This window comes from Streptomyces sp. NPDC041796 (assembly GCF_055590785.1).
On the sequence record NZ_JBVJAH010000011.1, the window covers coordinates 63,960 to 84,853 of the forward strand.

Below are 20,894 nucleotides of genomic sequence, written 5' to 3' on the forward strand. Positions count from 1 at the left end.
AACCGGGCTGGACGCCCGGCACCCTGCTCTTCCTCCCGGATCCTCCGGCCGGCCGGTCAGCGGTCGGACCTGACGGCCCTGCCGCGCCGACCGGACCTCACCGGCTCGGTCGCCTCCGTTCCGCTCCCGGCCACGTCCCGACCGGATACCCGTCGGCAACAGCCGACCGGTCCGGCGGGCCGTGTCCCGGCCCGGCGATCGTGTCCTGGCCGCCGCGCCGGAAGCCCGGCCGGGGCCGGACCCCACGTACGGGGCCCGCGACCCTGCCCGGGCAACGGCCCGGTCCGACCGGTACGGGCCCGAGCGGACCGATACCGGGTGAACCGGGCCGGTACCGGCGGAGCCGGACCGGAACGGCGACCGGACCAGGGCCGACGGAACCGGAGCCCGGACCGACGGAACCGAACCGGCCGACGGAACCGAGCCGAACCGACGAACCCGGAGTCCGGAGCCCGGCCGACCGGACGGGCCGGTATCGGTCCGGACCCGACCGGCGCGGCGAGCCGACTCAGAACTCAGTCGGTGGCCGCGACGGCCTCGTCCACCGTGGTGTGGATCGGGAACACCTTGGTCAGTCCGGTGATCCGGAAGATCTTGAGAATGCGCTCCTGGTTGCAGACCAGGCGCAGCGATCCTTCATGCGCGCGCACGCGCTTCAGGCCGCCCACCAGCACGCCGAGGCCGGTCGAGTCGAGGAAGTCCACGCCCTCCATGTCGACAACCAGGTGGTAGCTGCCGTCATTCACCAACTCGACCAACTGCTCGCGCAGCTTGGGCGCGGTATACACATCAATCTCGCCACCGACCTCGACGACCGTACGGTCGCCACCAGGGCCGGACACATTGCGAGTCGACAGGGACAGGTCCACGGATCCTCCAGCACCTTGCTATCGAGCGGTCGCCCCTCGGATTCTCCGGACGGAGCCAGGGGACGGATCGCCAGCCGCGATGGCATTCAATCACTTACCAGCAGCCATGCACGACGCCTTGGGAGCATTGTCCGTCACGCCGGTGACACACTCGGTGCCGATGGCCATGAATCACCGCCCCAGTCGCCCACCCGAGATCGGGGACACCCGCCCCTCCCCCGGTACGGTCCTCGACCGGCTCACCGCGGGAGCGAACCGGGCTGCGCGCATCACTCATACGGAGCACCTGCCCCCAAGAGCGGGTCGGCATGCAGTCTGGCCCGATCGCATCCGCCCGGAAGTGATCAACGCCATCCATACGGCGGGCATCGAGCACCCCTGGGCCCACCAGGCGACGGCCGCGGAGCACGCGCTGGACGGCGAGTCGGTCGTCATCGCCACCGGCACCGCGTCCGGCAAGTCCCTCGCCTATCTGGCGCCGGTGCTGTCCACTCTGCTGGACGGCTCCGAGGCGCCCAACGGCCGCGGAGCGACCGCCCTGTACCTCGCTCCCACCAAGGCTCTCGCCGCCGACCAGCGGCGCTCGGTCAAGGCTCTCGCCGCCCCGCTGGGCAACCGGATCCGGCCGGCGGTGTACGACGGGGACACGCCCGTCGAGGAGCGGGAGTGGGTCCGCCAGTACGCCAATTACGTACTGACCAACCCCGACATGCTCCACCGGGGCGTCCTGCCCTCCCATCCGCGCTGGTCCTCCTTCCTGCGCGCGCTGCGCTATGTCGTCGTCGACGAGTGCCACACCTACCGCGGCGTCTTCGGCTCCCACGTCGCCCAGGTGCTGCGCCGCCTGCGCCGCGTCTGCGCCCGCTACGGCTCGTCCCCCGTCTTCCTCCTCGCCTCCGCGACCGCCGCCCAGCCGGCCCAGGCCGCCGGTCGGCTGACGGGCCTGCCGGTGCGCGAGGTCGCCGATGACGCCTCACCACGCGGAGAACTGGTCTTCGCCCTCTGGGAGCCTCCGCTCACCGAACTCCAGGGCGAGCAGGGCGCCCCGGTGCGCCGCACCGCCACCGCCGAGACCGCCGACCTCCTGACGGACCTGACCGTCCAGGGTGTCCGGTCGGTCGCCTTCGTACGCTCCCGGCGTGGCGCCGAGCTGATCTCGGTCATCGCCAAGGAGCGCCTCGCGGAGGTGGACCGCTCGCTGCCCGCCCGGGTCGCCGCCTACCGGGGCGGCTACCTGCCCGAGGAGCGCCGGGCCCTGGAACGCGCCCTCCACTCGGGTGAACTTCTCGGGCTGGCCGCCACCACCGCCCTGGAGCTGGGCATCGACGTGTCGGGCCTGGACGCCGTGGTCATCGCCGGATATCCGGGCACCCGGGCTTCGCTGTGGCAGCAGGCGGGCCGCGCCGGACGCGCCGGGCAGGGTGCGCTCGCGGTGCTCGTGGCCCGCGACGACCCGCTGGACACCTTCCTCGTCCACCACCCGGAGGCGCTGTTCCGCCAACCGGTCGAGTCGACCGTCCTGGACCCCGACAACCCGTACGTCCTCGCCCCCCACCTGTGCGCGGCGGCGGCGGAACTCCCGCTCACGGAATCCGACCTGGCCCTCTTCGGTCCCGCCGTCCCCGAGCTGCTGCCCCAGCTCGAAGCGGCCGGGCTGCTGCGCCGCCGTGCGTCGGGCTGGTACTGGACCCGCCGCGAGCGCGCCGCCGACCTCACCGACATCCGTGGCGAGGGCGGCAGCCCCGTCCAGATCGTCGAGGCCGGCACGGGACGGCTGCTGGGCACGGTCGACGAGTCGGCCGCCCACGCCGCCGTCCACGAAGGCGCCGTCCACCTCCACATGGGCCGCACCTACCTGGTCAAGCGGCTGGACCTGAAGGACTCGGTGGCCCTCGTCGAGGAGGCCAATCCCCCGTACTCGACCACCGCCCGCGACACCACCGCCATCTCCGTGCTGGACACCGACACCGAGATCCCCTGGGGCGACGGGCGCCTGTGCTACGGGTCCGTCGAGGTCACCAACCAGGTCGTCTCCTTCCTCCGCCGCCGCCTGATCACCGGCGAGGTGCTCGGCGAGACGAAACTCGACCTCCCGCCGCGGACCCTGCGCACCCGCGCCGTGTGGTGGACCGTCACCGAGGACCAGCTGGACGCCGCCCGGGTGAATCCGGAGCAGCTGGGCGGCGCCCTGCACGCCGCCGAGCACGCGTCCATCGGCCTGCTGCCGCTCTTCGCCACCTGCGACCGCTGGGACATCGGCGGTGTGTCCGTCCCGCTCCACCCCGACACGCTGCTGCCGACGGTCTTCGTCTATGACGGCCATCCGGGTGGCGCGGGCTTCGCCGAACGCGCCTTCCACACCGCCCGCGCGTGGCTCACCGCGACCCGTGACGCCATCGCCTCCTGCGAGTGCGACGCGGGCTGTCCCTCGTGCATCCAGTCGCCCAAGTGCGGCAACGGCAATGACCCGCTGCACAAGCGGGGCGCCGTCCGCCTCCTCACGGAACTGCTGCGGGGAGCCCCGGAAGAGCCCCGGGAGGGCCCGCCCGCGCCCTGACCCCGGGCGCGTACGGCCCGAACCGGGCGCGAGCCGTCACCTCCGCGATCTCACCGCGCACCGTGCACCGCACCACCTCCGCCCCCTGCGCCCGTGCCACCCGCCCCGCCGCCTCGCAGGCGACGGAAGTCCCCCACAGCGCCCGGTCCGCCGCGGCGAGCGCCGCCAGGTCCGCGGCACCTCCCGCCCGGTGCCGGGCGGCCACCGCCTGCCCCAGCGCGAGGACGGCCGCGAAGACCGCGCACATCACCGTGGCCGCCATCGCCACCCACACCGTCGCCGCCCCCCGATCGCCGGCCGAGCCCCGCCCCGAGCGGCCTCCGGCGTGCGGCAGGGCAGCCGCGCCGGCAACCACCCCGGGCGCGGGCCCGTGAGCCGCACGGGAATCCAGTCCCCGACCCGGGCCATGGCCCACGCCTCGGACGGCGAAGGAACCCGCCGGAGCGCCCGCGGTGGCGGGCGGGCCAGTCATGGCGCGACCCCCACGGTGTCCTCGGCCAGTGCGGCCGCCTCCGCACGGAGCGTCAGGCGCAGCGGGCCGGGGCCCGGAGCCGGGGCCTCCACCCGCACCCGCCACAGATCACCCGTGCGCTCCACCGCCACCCGCGCGCCGCCCGGGGCGGCCGAGCGGGCCGCCGCCACCGCCTCCGCGGGTGGCTCCGAACGGGCCACTGCCCGTGCCCCGGCCCGTGCCGCGTCCACGCACTGGATCTGCGCGGCGGCCGCCACCAGCGCCCACACGAGCGCCATCGTGAACAGCACCAGCGCCGGCAGGACCGTGGCCGCCTCGGCGGTCACCGACCCGCGATCGCCGCCGGTCTCAGAACTGGGCATCGAGCGCCCTCCCGATCAGCGCCTGCAGCCCACCCGACACCACGTCACTCGTCACGATCTTGTAGAGCACGGCCGCGAAGGCGCACGCGGCGAGCGTGCCCATCGCGTACTCGGCCGTGGTCATTCCCGCGTCGCGGCGCGCTCCAGCTCCACGCGCCCGAGCCAGCAGTGCCTTCACCATCCGGTTTCCCATTCCGACCCCCAAGAGATGTCGACCCGTCACATCAGTTCGCTCGCCAGCCCCATGACCACCGGCGCCACCCCGACCGCGAGGAACGCGGGCAGGAAGCAGAGCCCCACCGGGGCGGTGATCAGCACCTGCGCCCGCTGGGCGCGGGCCGTGGCCCGCCGCGCCTGATCCGCCCGCAGTGCGCCGGCCAGCCGGGAGACCGCCTCGGCCGCCGGGGCTCCCGAGGCACTCGCCCGTTCCAGGCAGCGCGCCAGCGGGCGGGCGCCCGGTATGCCACCGAACCGGCCCCACACCTCCCCCGGTTCGCCGCCCAGCCGCAGCTCGGCCGCCGCCCTCGCAAGCCGGTCCCCGACCGGGCCGCCCAGTGACTCCCCGACGGCCTCCGCCGCCTCACGCGGCCCCGCCCCGGCCGACAGGCACGCGGCCAGCAGGTCCGCCGCCAGGGGCAGCCCGCGCTCCACCTCACCGTCCTCGTCCCCCGCCCGGCGCGGGCGCCGCTGCCACTTCCATGCGCCATACGCGGCGGCGGCGCCCACGGCACATCCGGCGATCCCGCCGACCAGCACCCAGCCGCTGATCGCAGCTCCCACCGGCGCCGCCCACCGCCGGACCCACGCCCCGCACCCCGGCCGCCGGGATCGGCGCCGCCCGTACTCCGTCCCGAGCAGCGCGGCGATCCGCCGGCGCACCCGGCCCTCCCGCCGACGCGCCGCCACCGTCCAGGCCAGCCATGCCACACCGGCCGCCACGGCGCCGCCCACCCCCAGGCTGTGGAGGAACTGCCCACTCATGGCCCCTCCCCGGCCCGGACGACCCGGCCGGCCCACCACAGGCCCACGGCCTCCAGCAGCCCACCCACGGCCAGGCAGCCCAGCCCCGCCGGGGTGTGGAACAGCACCCGCAGGGGATCGGCGCCGAGCGCCCAGCCCATCGCGAGCCCCACCACCGGAAGCACCGCCAGCATCCCCACCGTCGCCCAGGCGCCGGCCAGCTGCGCCCTCAGCCGCTCCTGCCGGTCGCGCCCCTCCCGGAGCGCCGCCTCCAGCCGGTCCAGGCCCGCCGCGAGACCGGCACCGCCGTCCACGGCCACCTGCCAGCAGGCCGCCAGACCCAGCAGACCGTCCGCACCGTCCTCCCGCGCGGCGCGCCGCAACGCCTCCGGTACGTCGCCCCCGAACCGCGCCGCCGCCAGGACCGCAGCCTCCTCCCCGCCGAGCCCGCCAGTGGTGCGGGCCGCCCAGAGCAACGCCTGACCGGGCTGCCACCCCGCGCGCAACTCACCCGCCACCGCCCCGCACAGGGCGATCACCGCGTCCGCCCGCCGCTCCCGGTCCCGGGCACGCTCGCGGGCCCGCAACCGCCGTCCCACCAGCGGTACGGCACACGCACCCGCGACCAACGGCAGTACCGACTCAGCCAGCGCCGCCAGAACGCCCGCCACCACCAGGCACAGCCACTCCCGCCGCCCCCGGACCACTGGCGCCCACCGCCTCCAGGACCACGGTCCCGCGACCGGCACGTCACCGCCGCCCGCGAACAGCAACCGCGCCCGCCGCGCCCCCCGCCCCCGGTCCATCACCAGCCAGGCCGCCGCGCCCGCGCACACCGCCGCGTACATCGGCTGTCCCGTCACCACCGCACACCCCCGATCAGCGACCGCAGTCGCTCCCAGCCGCGCTCGTACCGAAAGCCCTCGGCCCCCCACCGCAGTGCGGGAGCCGTGACGACCCATCCCCGCGCGTCCCGTTCCAGCACATGCACCTCTGCGATCCGGCGCTGCCCGGTCCGGTCGCGCGCGAGGTGGACCACGACCGACAACCCGGCCGCCACCTGGCTGTGCAGCGCCGCCCTGTCGAGCCCGGCGGCCGTCCCCAGCGCCTCCAGGCGAGCCGGCACATCAGCGGCGGTGTTGGCGTGCACGGTCCCGCAGCCGCCCTCGTGGCCAGTGTTCAAAGCAGCAAGCAGATCCGTCACTTCGGCGCCCCGCACCTCGCCCACCACCAGCCGGTCGGGCCGCATCCGCAGCGCCTGGCGCACCAGGTCCCGCAGCGTCACCAGGCCCGCGCCCTCCTGATTGGGCGGCCGGGCCTCCAGCCGCACCACATGCGGGTGGTCGGGCCGCAACTCGGCCGAGTCCTCGGCGAGGACGATCCGCTCCCGCTCACCCACCAGCCCCAGCAGCGTGGACAACAGCGTCGTCTTCCCCGACCCCGTACCGCCACTGATCAGATACGACACCCGGGCTTCGACCAGCGCGCGAAGCACCTCGTCCCCACCCGGCGGAACCGTCCCCGCGGCCGTCAGGTCATCCAGGGAGAAGGCCCGGGGCCGCACCACCCGCAGCGACAGGCAGGTCGAACCGACAGCCACCGGTGGCAGCACCGCGTGCAGCCGCGTCCCGTCCGGCAGCCGCGCGTCCACCCACGGCCGGGCGTCGTCCAGCCGCCGTCCCGCCACCGCCGCCAGCCGCTGCGCCAGCCTGCGTACCGCCGCCGCGTCCGGGAAGGCGACGCCCGTCGGCTCCAGTCCCGCACCGCGGTCCACCCACACCCGGTCCGGTGCCGACACCAGCACGTCCGTCACCGCCGGATCGGCGAGCAACGGCTCCAGCGGACCGGTCCCCACCAGTTCGCACCGCAACTCCGCGGCCGCCCCGAGCACTTCCGTGTCGCCCAGCAGCCGCCCTTGCGCACGCAGGGCCGCCGCCACGCCGGCGGGAGTCGGTTCCGTGCCGCTCTCCACGAGCCGCTGCCGGACGGCCTCCAACAGCCCCGCCGTCATGACCCGCTCCCCTCGGCCAGCGCCCGCTCCAGGAACGCCGTACAGAACCGCCCGAGCGGCCCCCGCGCGCTGTCGCCCGGCGGGGCGCCCCCGTCCAGTGCGGCCATCAGGCCCGGCTCCCAGGGCAGTTCCCCCACGAGCGGCAGGCCGAGGACGCCCGCGATCCACTGGTCGTCGACCCCGGCGGCGTACGGGCCGCGCACCACCACCCGCAGGTCGCGGAGCACCGTGCCCACCACGGATGCCACTCGCTTGGCCCCCGCGACGGCCCGCAGTTCGGCGGGCACCACGAGCAGCCCCAGGTCCAGCTGCGCCAACGCCTCCGTGGTGGATGCGTCGGTCCGGCGCGGCAGGTCCACCACCACGACACCGCCGCGTCTGCGCGCCGCCGCCAGCACCGAACGCATCGCCTCCGGGCGGATCTCCACCGCTTCGCCCCGGTCCCAGCTCAGGACCCGGAGCCCGCACAGCGAAGGCAGCGACTCCTCCAGCGCCCCACCGGCGACCCGGCCCTTGGAAGCCGCGAGATCCGGCCACCGCAGCCCCTCGGCCTGCTCACCGCCCAGCAGGACGTCGAGGCCTCCGCCCAGCGCGTCGCCGTCCACGAGGATCGTCCGCCGCCCCTCACGCGCCGCGGTGACGGCCAGCGCGCAGGCCAGGGTCGACGCCCCGGCACCACCCCGCCCGCCGATCACCCCGACGGTCAGCGCCCGCCGCCCCGCGCCCTCGACGACGTCGGCGATGCGGTCGACGAGCCAGCTCTCGGCGTCGGGGAGCCGCAGCACACAGTCCGCGCCGATCTCCACCGCGCGGCGCCACACCCCGGGATCGTCCTGGTCCCGGCCCACGAGCAGCACGTCACGTCTACGTGTCGCACCCCGGCACCGAGCCGCCGCGTCGTCGCCCACCAGGACCAGCGGCGCCGCGTCCCAGCCCGATCCGCGCTCGGGCACCGAGTGGTACACCTCCGGGTGCGCGCCCGCCGCGGCACACAGCCGCAGCAGATCGTCGAGCAGCTCCGCGTCCTCGGTCACGATCAGCGGGCCGGCCCGCTGCCCCTCGACGGTCGGTGCCCGGTCGGACGTGATCGATCCGGCCATGATTCCGCCCCCTCCCTTGTCTCACCGGGAATCGCCTCGCTCGCCTGGGATCGCCTCGATCGCCTGAGGCGCCTCAATCGCCTCAATCACCTGCGATCGGCGGTGATCGACGGTGATCAGCGCGGCGGTGATCGGCGCGACCGTCGGCTCGTCCCGCCGTGGTCCGCGCGAGGTACCCGCCCCGCCCTCATCGGCCGTTAGATCCGCGATTCCTTCAACCGCGGACTTCGCGGCCGGAATCACGGTGTACGACTTCCGGAAAAAAAGTGGATCTTGCTCTAAAACTGTGGACAACTCACCGGTTGTGAATATCCCCGTAGCCCTAACCAGCGACTTCCACAGAGCAGCAGATCCGCTACGCTGAGTGATGGTGAGGGGTGTGGCGGGCAGCCGGCCCGGCGCGACACAAGGGGGGCGGAATGATCGGTCAGAGCCGCCAGGAACGGGCGAAAACGCATCCGGACATGCGACGACCCCCGCCGGGGGGGAGAGCGGGGGTCGTCTCTCCGGCCGACTCGGGGGGGGAGGAGCCGGACCGGGTTAGCACGGTCGCGAACGATCCGTGACTTCCATGGTGTACCCGAGAGCCTTCTCAGGCAAACCCACACGCGCCAGCGTACGCCGAATGGCGGGCACCTATGCTCGGGCTCGTGGAAAACCACTCCTTGCCGCGCACAGCAGCCTTCTTTGACCTGGACAAGACGGTCATTGCGAAGTCATCGACCCTGACCTTCAGCAAGTCCTTCTACCAAGGCGGCCTGATCAACCGCCGCGCCGTACTGCGGACTGCCTACATCCAGTTCGTCTTCCTGGCCGGCGGCGCCGACCACGAGCAGATGGAGCGGATGCGGGAGTACCTCTCCGCACTCTGCAAGGGCTGGAACGTCCAGCAGGTCAAGGAGCTGGTCGCGGAGACGCTGCACGACCTGATCGACCCGATCATCTACGACGAGGCGGCGTCCCTCATCGAGGAGCACCACGCCGCCGGCCGGGACGTGGTGATCGTCTCCACCTCCGGCGCCGAGGTCGTCGAACCCATCGGCGAGCTGCTCGGGGCCGACCGGGTCGTGGCGACGCGAATGATCGTCGGCGACGACGGCTGCTTCACCGGGGAGGTGGACTACTACGCCTACGGGCCCACCAAGGCCGAGGCGATTCGCGAACTGGCCGAAACAGAGGGGTACGACCTGTCCCGCTGTTACGCGTACAGCGATTCGGCCACCGACCTGCCCATGCTGGAGGCCGTGGGTCACCCGTACGCGGTGAACCCGGACCGCGCGCTGCGCCGCGAGGCCGCCGCGCGCGACTGGCCTGTCCTCGTCTTCAACCGCCCGGTCCGGCTGAAGCAGCGCCTGCCCGCCTTCCGGATGCCGCCACGCCCCGCGCTCGTGGCGGCCGCGGCGGTGGGTGCGGCGGCGGCCACCGCCGGCCTGGTCTGGTACGCCAACCGGCGTCGGCAGTCGGCGTGACCCCGCTCCACGAAGCCGCAGGCAGAAGCACTTAACGGGCATTCCGCCCTTGGAGGAAAAAGTGGAGTCAGGGCTTTCGCATCACCCCGGACGGTAGTACAAAGGACTTAACGGCCCGCGAGACCGAGGACATCCGAAAGGATTACCTGTTGAGCAAGAAGGCCCCACGGACCGAACAGCACGAAAGCTGAGCACCCACGCGACGTCGACCCGTCGATTACGGGCCAGCCGCACCAGGCGTCGGGCAAAGTTCCCCGCCTGATGGGCACATATCGAGGACGCATGGTAACTCGGCGGACGTGCCAGCGGCGGTACCGCCCAGCGGTACCGCCGCAACCCTGTCCGGACCCCGGGCCTTTCAGCCCGCCGCACCCCCGTCCGGACACCTCGCCTTTCAGCCCGGCCACGGTGGCCCGCCGGCCCGGCCTCCCGTAATCCTTCCTCAGTCGGCTTTTACGCCGCTCCGCGCTGGAGCGCCTCGCACACCGCAGTCGACTCCCGGACGCCGAACTCGACGGCCCGACCGCAATGCGCGATCCACGCCGCCATGCCTTCCGGGGTGCCGGACAGATAACCCTCGAACGCCGCGACATACGCCGCGCGTCCCTGCTCGGCGTGGCCGACCTCGGCCGGGCAGATCGCCTTGGGGTCCAGCCCGCTGCCGATCAGCACGATGCGCTCCGCCGCCCGTGCCACCAGTCCGCTGTACGAGGTGAAGGGCCGCAGCGCCAGCAGTTCACCGTGCACCACCGCCGCCATCACCAGCGCCGGAGCCGAGCTGCCCGCCACGATCAGCTGCGCCAGCCCCTCCAGTCGGCCCGCGACCTCGGTGGCATCCGGCAGCGGGGCCTCGATCAGCGGCTCGTCGACGGGCTCCCCGTCCCGCCGCGGCCGGCCCATCGAGTCCACCATCGAGTCCGCCACCGCTTCCGGCGCCGCCTCGGTACCCGGCCGCCGCCCCGGATCACCCGCCGCGACCAGATGGAGCCGGGCCAGCACCCGCATCGGCGACTGTCGCCAGATCGACAGCAACTGCCCCGCCTCGGCACCCAGGCGCAGCGCGGCACCGACCGTCCGCGCCTCCTCGTCACCACCGAAGTCGGTGCGCCGGCGCACCTCCTCCAGCGCCCAGTCGGCACCCGACAGAGCCGCCGACGCGCGGGCCCCGCGCAGGGCCGCCTCGGAGGTCACCTCATTGCTGCGGCGCCGCATCACGCGGTGCCCGTAGACCCGGTCGACGGCCTTGCGAACGGAGTCCACGGCATCGGGCACTCCGGGCAGCGCCCCCAGCGCGACCAGGGGGTCAGCGGGATTCGTACTCATAGGTAGCGAGGCTACGCGCCCGACGCCGAGGCCCCACCTTGGAGTGGCCTTCGTCATACATCTCGGCAACTTGACGCAAGGGCGCCACTACGCACCGCTACGCTTCCTGAATATGAAGATCGCTTTCGTAGGGAAGGGCGGCAGCGGCAAGACGACGCTGTCCTCGCTCTTCATCCGCCACCTCGTCGCCAACGAGGCCCCCGTCCTCGCGGTGGACGCCGACATCAACCAGCATCTCGGAGCCGCACTGGGGCTGGACGAGACAGAGGCAGCCGCGCTGCCGGCGATGGGCGCCCACCTGCCGCTGATCAAGGAGTACCTGCGCGGCACCAACCCACGGATCCCGTCCGCCGAGACGATGATCAAGACGACGCCGCCGGGCGAGGGCTCGCGGCTGCTGCGCGTGGACGAGGACAACCCGATCTACGAGGCGTGCGCCCGGCCCGTGCGCCTGGACGACGGCGACATCCGGCTGATGGCGACCGGGCCGTTCACCGAGTCCGACCTGGGCGTGGCCTGCTACCACTCGAAGGTCGGCGCGGTGGAACTGTGCCTGAACCATCTGGTCGACGGGCCCGACGAATACGTGGTCGTCGACATGACGGCCGGCTCGGACTCGTTCGCGTCCGGGATGTTCACCCGCTTCGACATGACGTTCCTGGTGGCCGAGCCGACCCGTAAGGGCGTCTCCGTCTACCGCCAGTACAAGGAGTACGCGCGGGACTTCGGCGTCGAGCTGCGGGTCGTCGGCAACAAGGTGCAGGGCATGGAGGACGTGGACTTCCTGCGCGAGGAGATCGGGGACGACCTGCTCGTCACGGTCGGCCACTCGGACTGGGTCCGTTCGATGGAGAAGGGCCGTCCGGCGCGCTTCGAGCTGCTGGAGGCGGAGAACCGGATGGCGCTGCAGTCGCTGCAGAACGCCGCGGACGACTCGTACCGGCACCGGGACTGGGAGCGCTACACACGCCAGATGGTGCACTTCCACCTGAAGAACGCGGAGAGCTGGGGCAACGCGAAGACGGGTGCCGACCTGGCGGCGCAGGTCGACCCCGGCTTCGTACTGGGTGAGGGGCTCGGCGCCGTTCAGCCCGCCTGACGGGGGGCGGCGGGCGGCGCGGCCGCGCCTGCCGCCGGGGCCGCGGAAGGCTGGGCGGCGAGGAAGGCCGTCCAGCCGTCCTTCGGGGCCTCGCCGACCTTCAGGGTCCGCAGCTTGGCCAGGACGGCGGGGTCCTGCGCGTCCAGCCAGTCGGCGAGCTGCCGGAACGACACGCACCGCACCTCGCTGCGGACACAGACGTTGGCGATGGTCTCCTCGATGGCGCGCATGTACGTGCCGCCGTTCCAGGACTCGAAGTGGTTGCCGATGATCAGGGGGGCGCGGTTGCCGTTGTACGCGCGCTCGAAGGCCTGGAGCATCCCGTCACGGAACTGGTTGCCCCAGTACTGGTGCATGGACGGCGCGCCCTTGGTCGTCCCGGACTGGTTGACCAGGAAGTTGTAGTCCATGGACAGCGTCTCGAAGGCCCGTCCCGGAACGGGGATCATCTGGAGGGAGAGGTCCCACAGGCCCCTGTCCTTCCCCGGCCACACCTGGTTGTTGATACCACTGGTGTCGTAGCGCCAGCCCAACTCACTGGCCGCGCGCACGAAGTTCTCCCGGCCCTCCAGGCAGGGGGTGCGGGCGCCGATGAGTTCCGTGTCGTAGTCGAAGGGCAGCGGCTTCTCGGACGTCAGCCCGGAGTTCGTCTTCCAGTTCTTCACGAAGGACTTGGCCTGGGAGATCTCGCTCTTCCAGTCCTCGACCGACCAGGTTCCGACACCACTCTCCGGGCCGCAGAAGTGGCCGTTGAAGTGGGTGCCGATCTCGTTGCCCTCCTGCCACGCGCCGCGCAGTTCGCGCACGGTGTCGCGGATGCCCTCGGTGTCGTTGAAGCCGATGTCGGAGCGGCCGGGGGCGTGGCCGGGCGGAACGTACAGTGTCGACTTCTGCTCGGGCAGCAGATAGACGCCGCTGAGGAAGTACGTCATCGTCGCGCCGTACTTCTTGCCGACTTCGCGGAAGTGCGAGAAGAGTTTCTGGCTGTCCTCGCCGGCGCCGTCCCACGAGAAGACCACGAACTGCGGGGGCCTCTCACCGGGCTTGAGGGGTTCCTGCTTGCGCAGTCCGGGCTGGGCGCCGGTGTAGGCGGTCGACCCGTCGCCGATGAGCCGGACCGCGCTCTTGGGTGCTCCGACCCGTTTGGGGCCGGCCGCGCCCTCGGCGGCGTCATCCGAGCCGCTGCACCCGGCCAGCCCGGCCACCAGCGCCGCCGTGACCCCGGCCGCGACGGCGACCGAGCGCATCGGCCGCCGCCCGCCCGGGGCGGTCGCGCCCAGGGTGATCCTGCGCGGGGCGAGCCTGCCCGGGGCGGTCGTGCCCAGGACGGTCCGGGCCGGTGCGGTCGCACCCAGGGCGGTCCGGGCCGGTGCGGTCGCACCCAGGGCGGTCCGGGCCGGTGCGGTGCTCAGGGTGAGAGGCCCGTGCGCGGTGCTCTGCTGGGGGGCGCCGGCGCGGGCGGGGGTCCGCCGGGCGGGGCGCCCGTGCCTGCCGGTCTTCTTCGTGGCGGCCATCTTCCGCCCACCCTTCTCGTGGTCCACGGAGGTCTCTGCTGAGAGCGCCGTCAACGTCGCACCACGGAAGGCGGTATAAAGATACGACAAGCCGCACTAGAACGACTAATCACTGAATGAGGTGAAACATTGCCCTATTTGCATCGAAAATAATGCCGGAGTCTTTACTCTGCATTACGATCTGTTTACAGAGAGTTGGCACACTCCCGCCGCTGCACGCCGTGACCCACGGCCGCGACCCCACGTTCGTTCGACCCGCACGTAACCGCGACCGCGCCGCCCCGGAGGAGACGGGAAATCATGACTGCCTGCATCCCGGCCCGCACGAACCGCCCCGGCCGTACGTTCCGCGCCGCCGCGAGGCCACGATTCAAGCGGCCGCACAGCCCGCCGTCGTCCGGGGGCGGGCGCCGGTTCCCCGTCGCGGGTGCCGACGTCTCCGCCTCCCTCGCGGTCTTCCTCATCGCCCTACCGCTCTCGCTCGGCATCGCCCTCGCCACCGGCGCGCCCCTCCAGGCCGGCCTGGTGGCCGCCGCGGTCGGGGGTATCGTCGCCGGCCGGCTCGGCGGCTCACCGCTGCAGGTCAGCGGCCCGGCCGCCGGGCTGACGCTGGTCACCGCCGAGCTGATCCAGAAGTACGGCTGGCGCACCACCTGCGCGATCACCGTCATGGCCGGGCTCGCCCAACTCGCCCTGTCGGCGCTGCGGGTGGCCCGCTCGGCGCTCGTGGTGTCGCCGGCGATCGTGCACGGCATGGTGGCCGGCATCGGTGTCACCATCGCCCTCGCCCAGCTCCACGTGGTCCTCGGCGGTACGCCGCAGAGTTCCGCCGTGGACAACGTCCTCGGGCTGCCGGCCCAGTTGGCCGGCCTGCACACGGCCGCGGTCTCTGTGAGCGTGGCGACGGTCGTCGTCCTGCTGGTGTGGCCGCGCCTCCCCGGACGACTGGGCGGTGGCCTTCGGAAGGTGCCCGCAGCCCTCGCGGCCGTGGCCGCCGCGACCGTGCTGGCCGTCGCCGCCGGAATCGGCGTACCCCGCGTCGACCTGCCCTCCTGGAGCAGTCACGCGCTTCCCGGGCTGCCGGAGGGGCCCGTCCTGGGCATCGCCGTGGGCGTCCTGACCATCACGCTGGTCACCAGCGTCCAGTCCCTGCTGTCGGCCGTGGCCGTCGACAAGCTGGTGGCCGCCCGCAAGGACACCACGGTCCATGTGCCGCGTTCCGACCTCGACCGGGAGCTGAGGGGGCAGGGGGCCGCGAACATCGTCTCCGGCGCGCTCGGCGGCCTGCCGGTCGCGGGCGTCGCCGTGCGCAGCGTGGCGAATGTGTCGGCGGGCGCGGTCAGCCGGCACTCCACGATGCTGCACGGCCTGTGGGTGGTGCTGGCCGCCCTCGTCCTCGTACCGGTGATCGACCTGATCCCGCTGCCCGCGCTCGCCGCCCTCGTCATGGCCATCGGCATCCAGATGGTCAGCATCACCCACATCCGCAGCGTCACCCGCCACCGGGAGGTGCTGGTCTACGCCGTGACGGTGTCCGGGGTCGTCCTCATCGGGATCCTGGAGGGCGTGGCGCTCGGCATCGTCGTGGCCAGCGGTGTCGCCATGCACCGGCTCACCAGGACACGGATCACCAAGGAGACCAAGGGGGACGTGGAACACGTCAAGGTCCGAGGGCAGCTCACCTTCCTGGCCGTGCCCCGGCTGAGCCGGGCGCTGCACCAGATTCCCCAGGGGGCGAGCGCCGTCGTCGAGCTGGACGGTTCGTTCATGGACCACGCGGCCTACGAGACCCTCCAGGACTGGCAGATGTCCCATGTGGCCCGGGGCGGGCAGGTCGAGATGACCGGCCGCACCGGAGTACGGATCGCGGAGCCCGGCGCGGGCACCCACGCCTGCTGCCGCCCATGGACGCCCTGGCGCAACCACCACTGCGGGGAACACACCGCGGCCGAGCCCAAGCTGCACATGAAGGGGCATCAACTGGCGAGCGGGCTCAGCTCCTTCCAGCGCAACACGGCCCCGCTGGTGCGTGAAGAGCTGGCCAGGCTCGCGAGGGAGGGCCAGCGGCCGTCGCAGCTGTTCCTGACGTGCGCCGACTCCCGGCTCGTCACCAGCATGATCACGGCGAGCGGTCCGGGCGACCTGTTCACCGTGCGCAATGTGGGCAATCTGGTGCCGATGCCGGGCGCGGAGAGCGGGGACGACTCCGTGGCGGCCGCCATCGAGTACGCGGTGGAGGTCCTGCGCGTGCAGTCCATCACCGTGTGCGGGCACTCCGACTGCGGGGCGATGCAGACCCTGCTGAGCTGCGACCCGGACGCGCCCCGCACGGCGCCCCAGACACCGCTGCGGCGCTGGCTCCGGCACGGGATGCCGAGCCTGGAGCGGATGAAGAGCACGCACCGCACCTGGGCCCGGCTGTCCGGCGGCCCGTCCGGCGACAGCACGGGCAGACTGCCCGCCGACGCGGCCGAGCAACTGTGCCTGACCAACGTGGTCCAGCAACTGGAGCATCTGAAGGCGTACGAGGCCGTGGCGCGGCGCCTCGCGGAGGGGACGCTGGAGCTGCACGGGATGTATTTCCACGTGGGTGAGGCGCAGGCGTACCTGCTGTCGGACCCCGATACGCGTACGAGCGGTGGCACACGGGCGGACGGCATGCCGGCGGACACCGCTCGGGCTGACGGCACGCGTACGGGCGGGGAGAGCTCCGTCTTCCACTGGGTCGCCCCGACGGCCCTCGCGAAGCCGAGCCGTTCCTTCCTCTGCACCGCCGACACGGCCGTCACCCCCTTCCCCACGTCCCCCGTGCCTCCCTCCTCTTCCCACTCGCCGAACCGGCCGCCGTCCCGGCCCTCGTCGAAGGAGGGAGCACCCGCCTGACCGCCGCCGCGCCGGGACCTGCCGATCGGCCACCCGCCCGCGCCGGGACCCGCAGATCGGCCACCCGGCCGTCGGCCTGGCCGTCGGCCCCGACCATCGACCCCGCCCGCCGACCGCCGGCTGTCGGCCACCCGAGCCAACCGGTGCCCGACCGATCACTCGACCGACCGAGCACCCGGCCAACCGAATCACTCGGCCAAGCGGCCAAGCGGCCAAGCGGCCGAACAGCCGAGGGACGGACTGGCCGAGGGGCCGACCGCCCGACCGATCACTCGACCGACCGAGCACCCGGCCAAGCCGCCAACCGGCCGCATGTCGTCGGCACCGTGAACCTCCGGCGGGCCGCATCCGTGGGAGTGGTCGGTGGCCCCTTCTCCCCACCGCCCGGGGAGGAGGGGCCACTTGACCACCTGGTCCCGTTCACCCCGTCAGCCGGTACCCGTACGAGCCACCCGCCAACAGGTCTAAACCAATCGGCTGGAAGCTCTTGTCACCCGGGCATCTGGCTGATGAGCTATGGGCTGGGACACATCGGACGCCCCGGGAATGGGAGATGTCGTGAGCAACGAGAGCCTGGCCAACCTTCTGAAGGAGGAGCGGCGGTTCGCACCGCCCGCCGAGCTGGCTGCGAACGCCAATGTGACGGCGGACGCGTACGAGCAGGCCGAGGCGGACAGGCTTGGCTTCTGGGCCGAGCAGGCACGGCGCCTCAGCTGGGCCACCGAGCCGACCGAGACCCTCGACTGGTCGAACCCGCCCTTCGCGAAGTGGTTCGCCGACGGCACGCTCAACGTCGCGTACAACTGCGTCGACCGGCACGTCGAGGCCGGGCACGGCGACCGGGTCGCCATCCACTTCGAGGGCGAGCCGGGCGACAGCCGCGCCATCACCTACGCCGAGCTCAAGGACGAGGTCTCGAAGGCGGCCAACGCGCTGACCGAGCTCGGCGTCCGCAAGGGCGACCGGGTCGCGGTGTACATGCCGATGATCCCCGAGGCCGCCGTCGCCATGCTGGCCTGTGCCCGCATCGGTGCCGCGCACTCGGTCGTCTTCGGCGGGTTCTCGGCCGATGCCGTCGCCTCACGCATCCAGGACGCCGACGCCAAGCTGGTCATCACTGCCGACGGCGGCTACCGGCGCGGCAAGCCGTCCGCGCTCAAGCCGGCCATCGACGAGGCCGTCGCCAAGTGCCCGCAGGTCGAGCACGTCCTGGTGGTGCGCCGCACCGGCCAGGACACCGCGTTCACCGAGGGCCGTGACGTGTGGTGGGACGACATCGTCCCCCGCCAGTCGGCCGAGCACACCCCCGAGGCGTTCGACGCGGAGCACCCGCTCTTCATCCTCTACACGTCCGGTACGACGGGTAAGCCTAAGGGCATCCTGCACACCTCGGGCGGCTACCTCACCCAGGCGGCGTACACACACCACGCGGTCTTCGACCTCAAGCCGGAGACCGACGTCTACTGGTGCACCGCCGACATCGGCTGGGTGACCGGCCACTCGTACATCGTGTACGGGCCACTGGCCAACGGCGCGACGCAGGTGATGTACGAGGGCACCCCGGACACCCCGCACCAGGGCCGGTTCTGGGAGATCGTGCAGAAGTACGGCGTCACGATCCTCTACACGGCTCCCACCGCCATCCGTACGTTCATGAAGTGGGGAGACGACATCCCCGCCAAGTTCGACCTGTCGAGCCTCCGGGTCCTGGGGTCGGTCGGCGAGCCGATCAACCCCGAGGCGTGGATCTGGTACCGGGAGAACATCGGCGGCGGCAGGACCCCGGTCGTGGACACCTGGTGGCAGACCGAGACCGGCGCGATGATGATCTCGCCGCTGCCGGGCGTCACCGAGACCAAGCCGGGCTCCGCCCAGCGCCCGCTCCCGGGCATCTCGGCCACCGTCGTCGACGACGAGGCGAACGAGGTCCCCGACGGCGGGGGCGGATACCTGGTCCTCACCGAGCCGTGGCCGTCGATGCTGCGCACCATCTGGGGCGACGACCAGCGGTTCATCGACACCTACTGGTCCCGCTTCGAGGGCAAGTACTTCGCCGGTGACGGCGCCAAGAAGGACGACGACGGCGACATCTGGCTGCTCGGCCGGGTCGACGACGTCATGCTCGTCTCCGGCCACAACATCTCCACGACCGAGGTGGAGTCGGCTCTCGTGTCGCACCCGAAGGTCGCCGAGGCGGCGGTCGTGGGCGCGGCGGACGAGACGACCGGTCAGGCCATCGTGGCGTTCGTGATCCTGCGCGGCACGGCCAGCGAGGACGACGCGCTCGTGGGCGACCTGCGCAACCACGTCGGCGCGACGCTCGGCCCGATCGCCAAGCCCAAGCGCATCCTGCCGGTGGCCGAGCTGCCCAAGACGCGCTCCGGCAAGATCATGCGCCGACTGCTGCGGGACGTGGCGGAGAACCGGCAGCTCGGTGACGTCACCACGCTGACGGACTCGTCCGTCATGGACCTGATCCAGTCCAAACTGCCGACGGCCTCCAGCGAGGACTGACCCGGCTCGGCCCCACAGGAGAGGGCATCCGTCGACGACGCGCCGGATGCCCTCTTCACACATAAAGTGGCTTTCACCGGATATGCCCTCGCGTACACCGGGTACGGTAAGAGCCGCGTCAACACGATGAACACGAGTCTCAAGGTGCGCCGGGAAGTCTGGTCGGCAATGCGTTTCGTCATGCCCGCCGAACCGACCGGAGGTCCGCCACCGTGGCCGCGCCGAACTCCAGCCCCCCGCGCACGTTCCTCGCCCGTCTCTCGCTCCCCGAGCGGACGTACATTGCGAACGCGCTGCGGGCGGAGACGGTGGGCGGTGTCCTGCTCCTCCTCGCCGCCGTCGCCGCCCTCGTCTGGGCGAACACCCCGATCAGCGGCAGTTACGAGTCCGTACGCGACTTCCACATGGGCCCGGCCGCCCTCGGCCTGGACCTGTCCCTCCAGCACTGGGCGGCGGACGGGCTGCTGGCCGTGTTCTTCTTCGTCGCCGGCATCGAACTCAAGCGCGAGCTCGTCGCGGGCGAACTGCGCGACCCGAAGGCGGCCGCGCTCCCGGTGATCGCCGCGCTCTGCGGAATGATCGCCCCGGCGCTCGTCTACACGCTCGTCAGCGTCGGCGGAGGCGGCTCGACGGCCGGGTGGGCGGTCCCGACCGCCACCGACATCGCCTTCGCGCTCGCCGTCCTCGCCGTGATCGGCACCTCACTGCCGTCCGCGCTGCGCGCGTTCCTCCTCACCCTGGCCGTCGTCGACGACCTGTTCGCGATCCTGATCATCGCGATCTTCTTCACCAACGACTTGAACTTCGCGGCGCTCGCGGGCGCCTTCGCCGGCCTGGTCGTCTTCTGGGTGCTGCTGCGCACCGGTATACGCGGCTGGTACGTGTACATCCCGCTCGCCCTGGTGATCTGGGGCCTGATGTACAACAGCGGCGTCCACGCCACCATCGCCGGCGTCGCCATGGGCCTGATGCTCCGCTGCACGCGCCGCGAGGGCGAGGAACAATCCCCGGGCGAGCACATCGAGCATCTGGTGCGGCCCCTGTCGGCCGGTTTCGCGGTGCCGCTGTTCGCACTGTTCTCAGCGGGCGTCTCCGTCTCCGGCGGCGCACTGGCCGACGTCTTCACCAAGCCGGAGACCCTCGGTGTGGTGCTGGGCCTGGTGGTGGGCAAGGCCTTCGGGATCTTCGGGGGTACGTGGCTGGCGGCCCGCTTCACCCGGGCGTCGCTCAACCAGGACCTCACCTGGGCGGACCTCTTCGCGGTCGCCACCCTCGCGGGCATCGGCTTCACCGTCTCGCTGCTCATCGGGGAGCTGGCCTTCGCCGGGAACGCCGGGCTGACCGACCAGGTCAAGGCGGCGGTCCTGATGGGCTCGCTCATCGCCGCCGTCCTCGCCGCGATCCTGCTGAAGCTGCGGGTGCGCAAGTACCGGGCGCTCCTCGAGGAGGAGGAGCGGGACGAAGACATGGACGGCATTCCGGACATCTACGAGCAGCACGACCCCGCGTACCACCTGCGGATGGCGGAGATCCACGAGTACAAGGCCGCCGAGCACCGGCGACTCGCCGAGGAGGCCGCCGCGAAGACGGCTGTGGAGAGGGGGACGGCCGACGGAACGGACCCGGAAACGGCTGCCGAAACGGGCGGGGAGACGGACGCGGAGGCGGACACGGAGACGGACGCGGAGACGGCCGGGCGGGCCGATGTGGCAGGGGGATCGCGCACAGACCGCGACCGTCCGGCATGATCTGAGGTCGGAC

At 72.4% G+C, this 20,894-nt stretch carries 17 protein-coding genes; 6 read left to right on the top strand and 11 right to left on the bottom strand.

Features of this window, described 5'->3' with window-relative positions:
• Positions 1-515: 515 nt before the first annotated feature.
• Positions 516-869 carry an STAS domain-containing protein gene (locus tag ACZ6C1_RS22855; RefSeq protein WP_003967428.1) on the bottom strand — a complete coding sequence of 118 codons (354 nt, stop codon included), beginning with the start codon at positions 867-869 and terminating at the stop codon, positions 516-518.
• Between the two features lie 79 nt (positions 870-948).
• Here ACZ6C1_RS22855 and ACZ6C1_RS22860 point away from each other — a divergent pair, with 79 nt between their 5' ends.
• Positions 949-3,426 (top strand): DEAD/DEAH box helicase, encoded by a 2,478-nt coding sequence (locus tag ACZ6C1_RS22860; RefSeq protein WP_469243081.1) that lies wholly within the window; start codon positions 949-951, stop codon positions 3,424-3,426.
• Here ACZ6C1_RS22860 and ACZ6C1_RS22865 read toward each other — a convergent pair.
• From ACZ6C1_RS22865 to ACZ6C1_RS22900, 8 genes are all read right to left on the bottom strand, one after another.
• The gene (locus ACZ6C1_RS22865) at positions 3,368-3,781 is read right to left on the bottom strand and encodes an Rv3654c family TadE-like protein (protein WP_469243083.1); all 414 of its coding nucleotides are present in this window, start codon (positions 3,779-3,781) and stop codon (positions 3,368-3,370) included. The genes ACZ6C1_RS22860 and ACZ6C1_RS22865 overlap by 59 nt on opposite strands.
• Before the next feature lie 113 nt (positions 3,782-3,894).
• Positions 3,895-4,260, bottom strand: a complete 366-nt coding sequence (locus ACZ6C1_RS22870) for a TadE family type IV pilus minor pilin (RefSeq protein WP_469243084.1) — start codon at positions 4,258-4,260, stop codon at positions 3,895-3,897.
• Positions 4,247-4,453: a DUF4244 domain-containing protein gene (locus ACZ6C1_RS22875; protein ID WP_469243086.1), complete on the bottom strand. Its 207-nt coding sequence runs from the start codon at positions 4,451-4,453 to the stop codon at positions 4,247-4,249. The genes ACZ6C1_RS22870 and ACZ6C1_RS22875 overlap by 14 nt, the downstream gene beginning before the upstream one ends.
• Positions 4,454-4,479: 26 nt before the next feature.
• On the bottom strand, positions 4,480-5,241 hold the full coding sequence (locus ACZ6C1_RS22880; RefSeq protein WP_469243087.1) for a type II secretion system F family protein: 762 nt from the start codon (positions 5,239-5,241) through the stop codon (positions 4,480-4,482).
• Complete coding sequence (locus tag ACZ6C1_RS22885) at positions 5,238-6,068, bottom strand: type II secretion system F family protein (protein ID WP_469243198.1); 831 nt, start codon at positions 6,066-6,068, stop codon at positions 5,238-5,240. The genes ACZ6C1_RS22880 and ACZ6C1_RS22885 overlap by 4 nt, the downstream gene beginning before the upstream one ends.
• 11 nt (positions 6,069-6,079) lie before the next feature.
• The gene (locus tag ACZ6C1_RS22890; RefSeq protein WP_469243089.1) at positions 6,080-7,231 is read right to left on the bottom strand and encodes a TadA family conjugal transfer-associated ATPase; all 1,152 of its coding nucleotides are present in this window, start codon (positions 7,229-7,231) and stop codon (positions 6,080-6,082) included.
• The gene (gene ssd / locus ACZ6C1_RS22895; RefSeq protein WP_469243091.1) at positions 7,228-8,331 is read right to left on the bottom strand and encodes a septum site-determining protein Ssd; all 1,104 of its coding nucleotides are present in this window, start codon (positions 8,329-8,331) and stop codon (positions 7,228-7,230) included. Before ssd ends, ACZ6C1_RS22890 begins: the two co-directional genes overlap by 4 nt.
• 21 nt (positions 8,332-8,352) lie before the next feature.
• On the bottom strand, positions 8,353-8,625 hold the full coding sequence (locus ACZ6C1_RS22900) for a hypothetical protein (RefSeq protein WP_469243092.1): 273 nt from the start codon (positions 8,623-8,625) through the stop codon (positions 8,353-8,355).
• Positions 8,626-8,969: 344 nt separating this feature from the next.
• Between ACZ6C1_RS22900 and ACZ6C1_RS22905 the strand changes: the two genes are divergently transcribed.
• Positions 8,970-9,800 carry an HAD family hydrolase gene (locus ACZ6C1_RS22905; protein ID WP_469243093.1) on the top strand — a complete coding sequence of 277 codons (831 nt, stop codon included), beginning with the start codon at positions 8,970-8,972 and terminating at the stop codon, positions 9,798-9,800.
• Positions 9,801-10,253: 453 nt separating this feature from the next.
• Here the strand turns inward: ACZ6C1_RS22905 and ACZ6C1_RS22910 are convergent, their stop codons facing one another.
• Positions 10,254-11,123, bottom strand: coding sequence for a Fic family protein (locus ACZ6C1_RS22910; RefSeq protein WP_469243094.1), 870 nt, complete (start codon positions 11,121-11,123; stop codon positions 10,254-10,256).
• A 112-nt stretch (positions 11,124-11,235) separates the two neighbouring features.
• Between ACZ6C1_RS22910 and ACZ6C1_RS22915 the strand changes: the two genes are divergently transcribed.
• The gene (locus tag ACZ6C1_RS22915; protein ID WP_469243095.1) at positions 11,236-12,222 is read left to right on the top strand and encodes an ATP-binding protein; all 987 of its coding nucleotides are present in this window, start codon (positions 11,236-11,238) and stop codon (positions 12,220-12,222) included.
• On the opposite strand, the gene ACZ6C1_RS22920 is transcribed toward ACZ6C1_RS22915, so the two are convergent.
• Complete coding sequence (locus ACZ6C1_RS22920; protein WP_469243199.1) at positions 12,210-13,469, bottom strand: polysaccharide deacetylase family protein; 1,260 nt, start codon at positions 13,467-13,469, stop codon at positions 12,210-12,212. The genes ACZ6C1_RS22915 and ACZ6C1_RS22920 overlap by 13 nt on opposite strands.
• Before the next feature lie 567 nt (positions 13,470-14,036).
• Between ACZ6C1_RS22920 and ACZ6C1_RS22925 the strand changes: the two genes are divergently transcribed.
• The 3 genes from ACZ6C1_RS22925 to nhaA all read left to right on the top strand — a co-directional run bounded on the left by ACZ6C1_RS22925 (position 14,037) and on the right by nhaA (position 20,881).
• Positions 14,037-16,619, top strand: coding sequence for a bifunctional SulP family inorganic anion transporter/carbonic anhydrase (locus ACZ6C1_RS22925; protein ID WP_469243096.1), 2,583 nt, complete (start codon positions 14,037-14,039; stop codon positions 16,617-16,619).
• Between the two features lie 558 nt (positions 16,620-17,177).
• Positions 17,178-19,133, top strand: a complete 1,956-nt coding sequence (gene acs, locus ACZ6C1_RS22930) for an acetate--CoA ligase (protein ID WP_469243097.1) — start codon at positions 17,178-17,180, stop codon at positions 19,131-19,133.
• Positions 19,134-19,345: 212 nt separating this feature from the next.
• The gene (gene nhaA, locus ACZ6C1_RS22935) at positions 19,346-20,881 is read left to right on the top strand and encodes a Na+/H+ antiporter NhaA (RefSeq protein ID WP_469243098.1); all 1,536 of its coding nucleotides are present in this window, start codon (positions 19,346-19,348) and stop codon (positions 20,879-20,881) included.
• Positions 20,882-20,894: the final 13 nt, after the last annotated feature.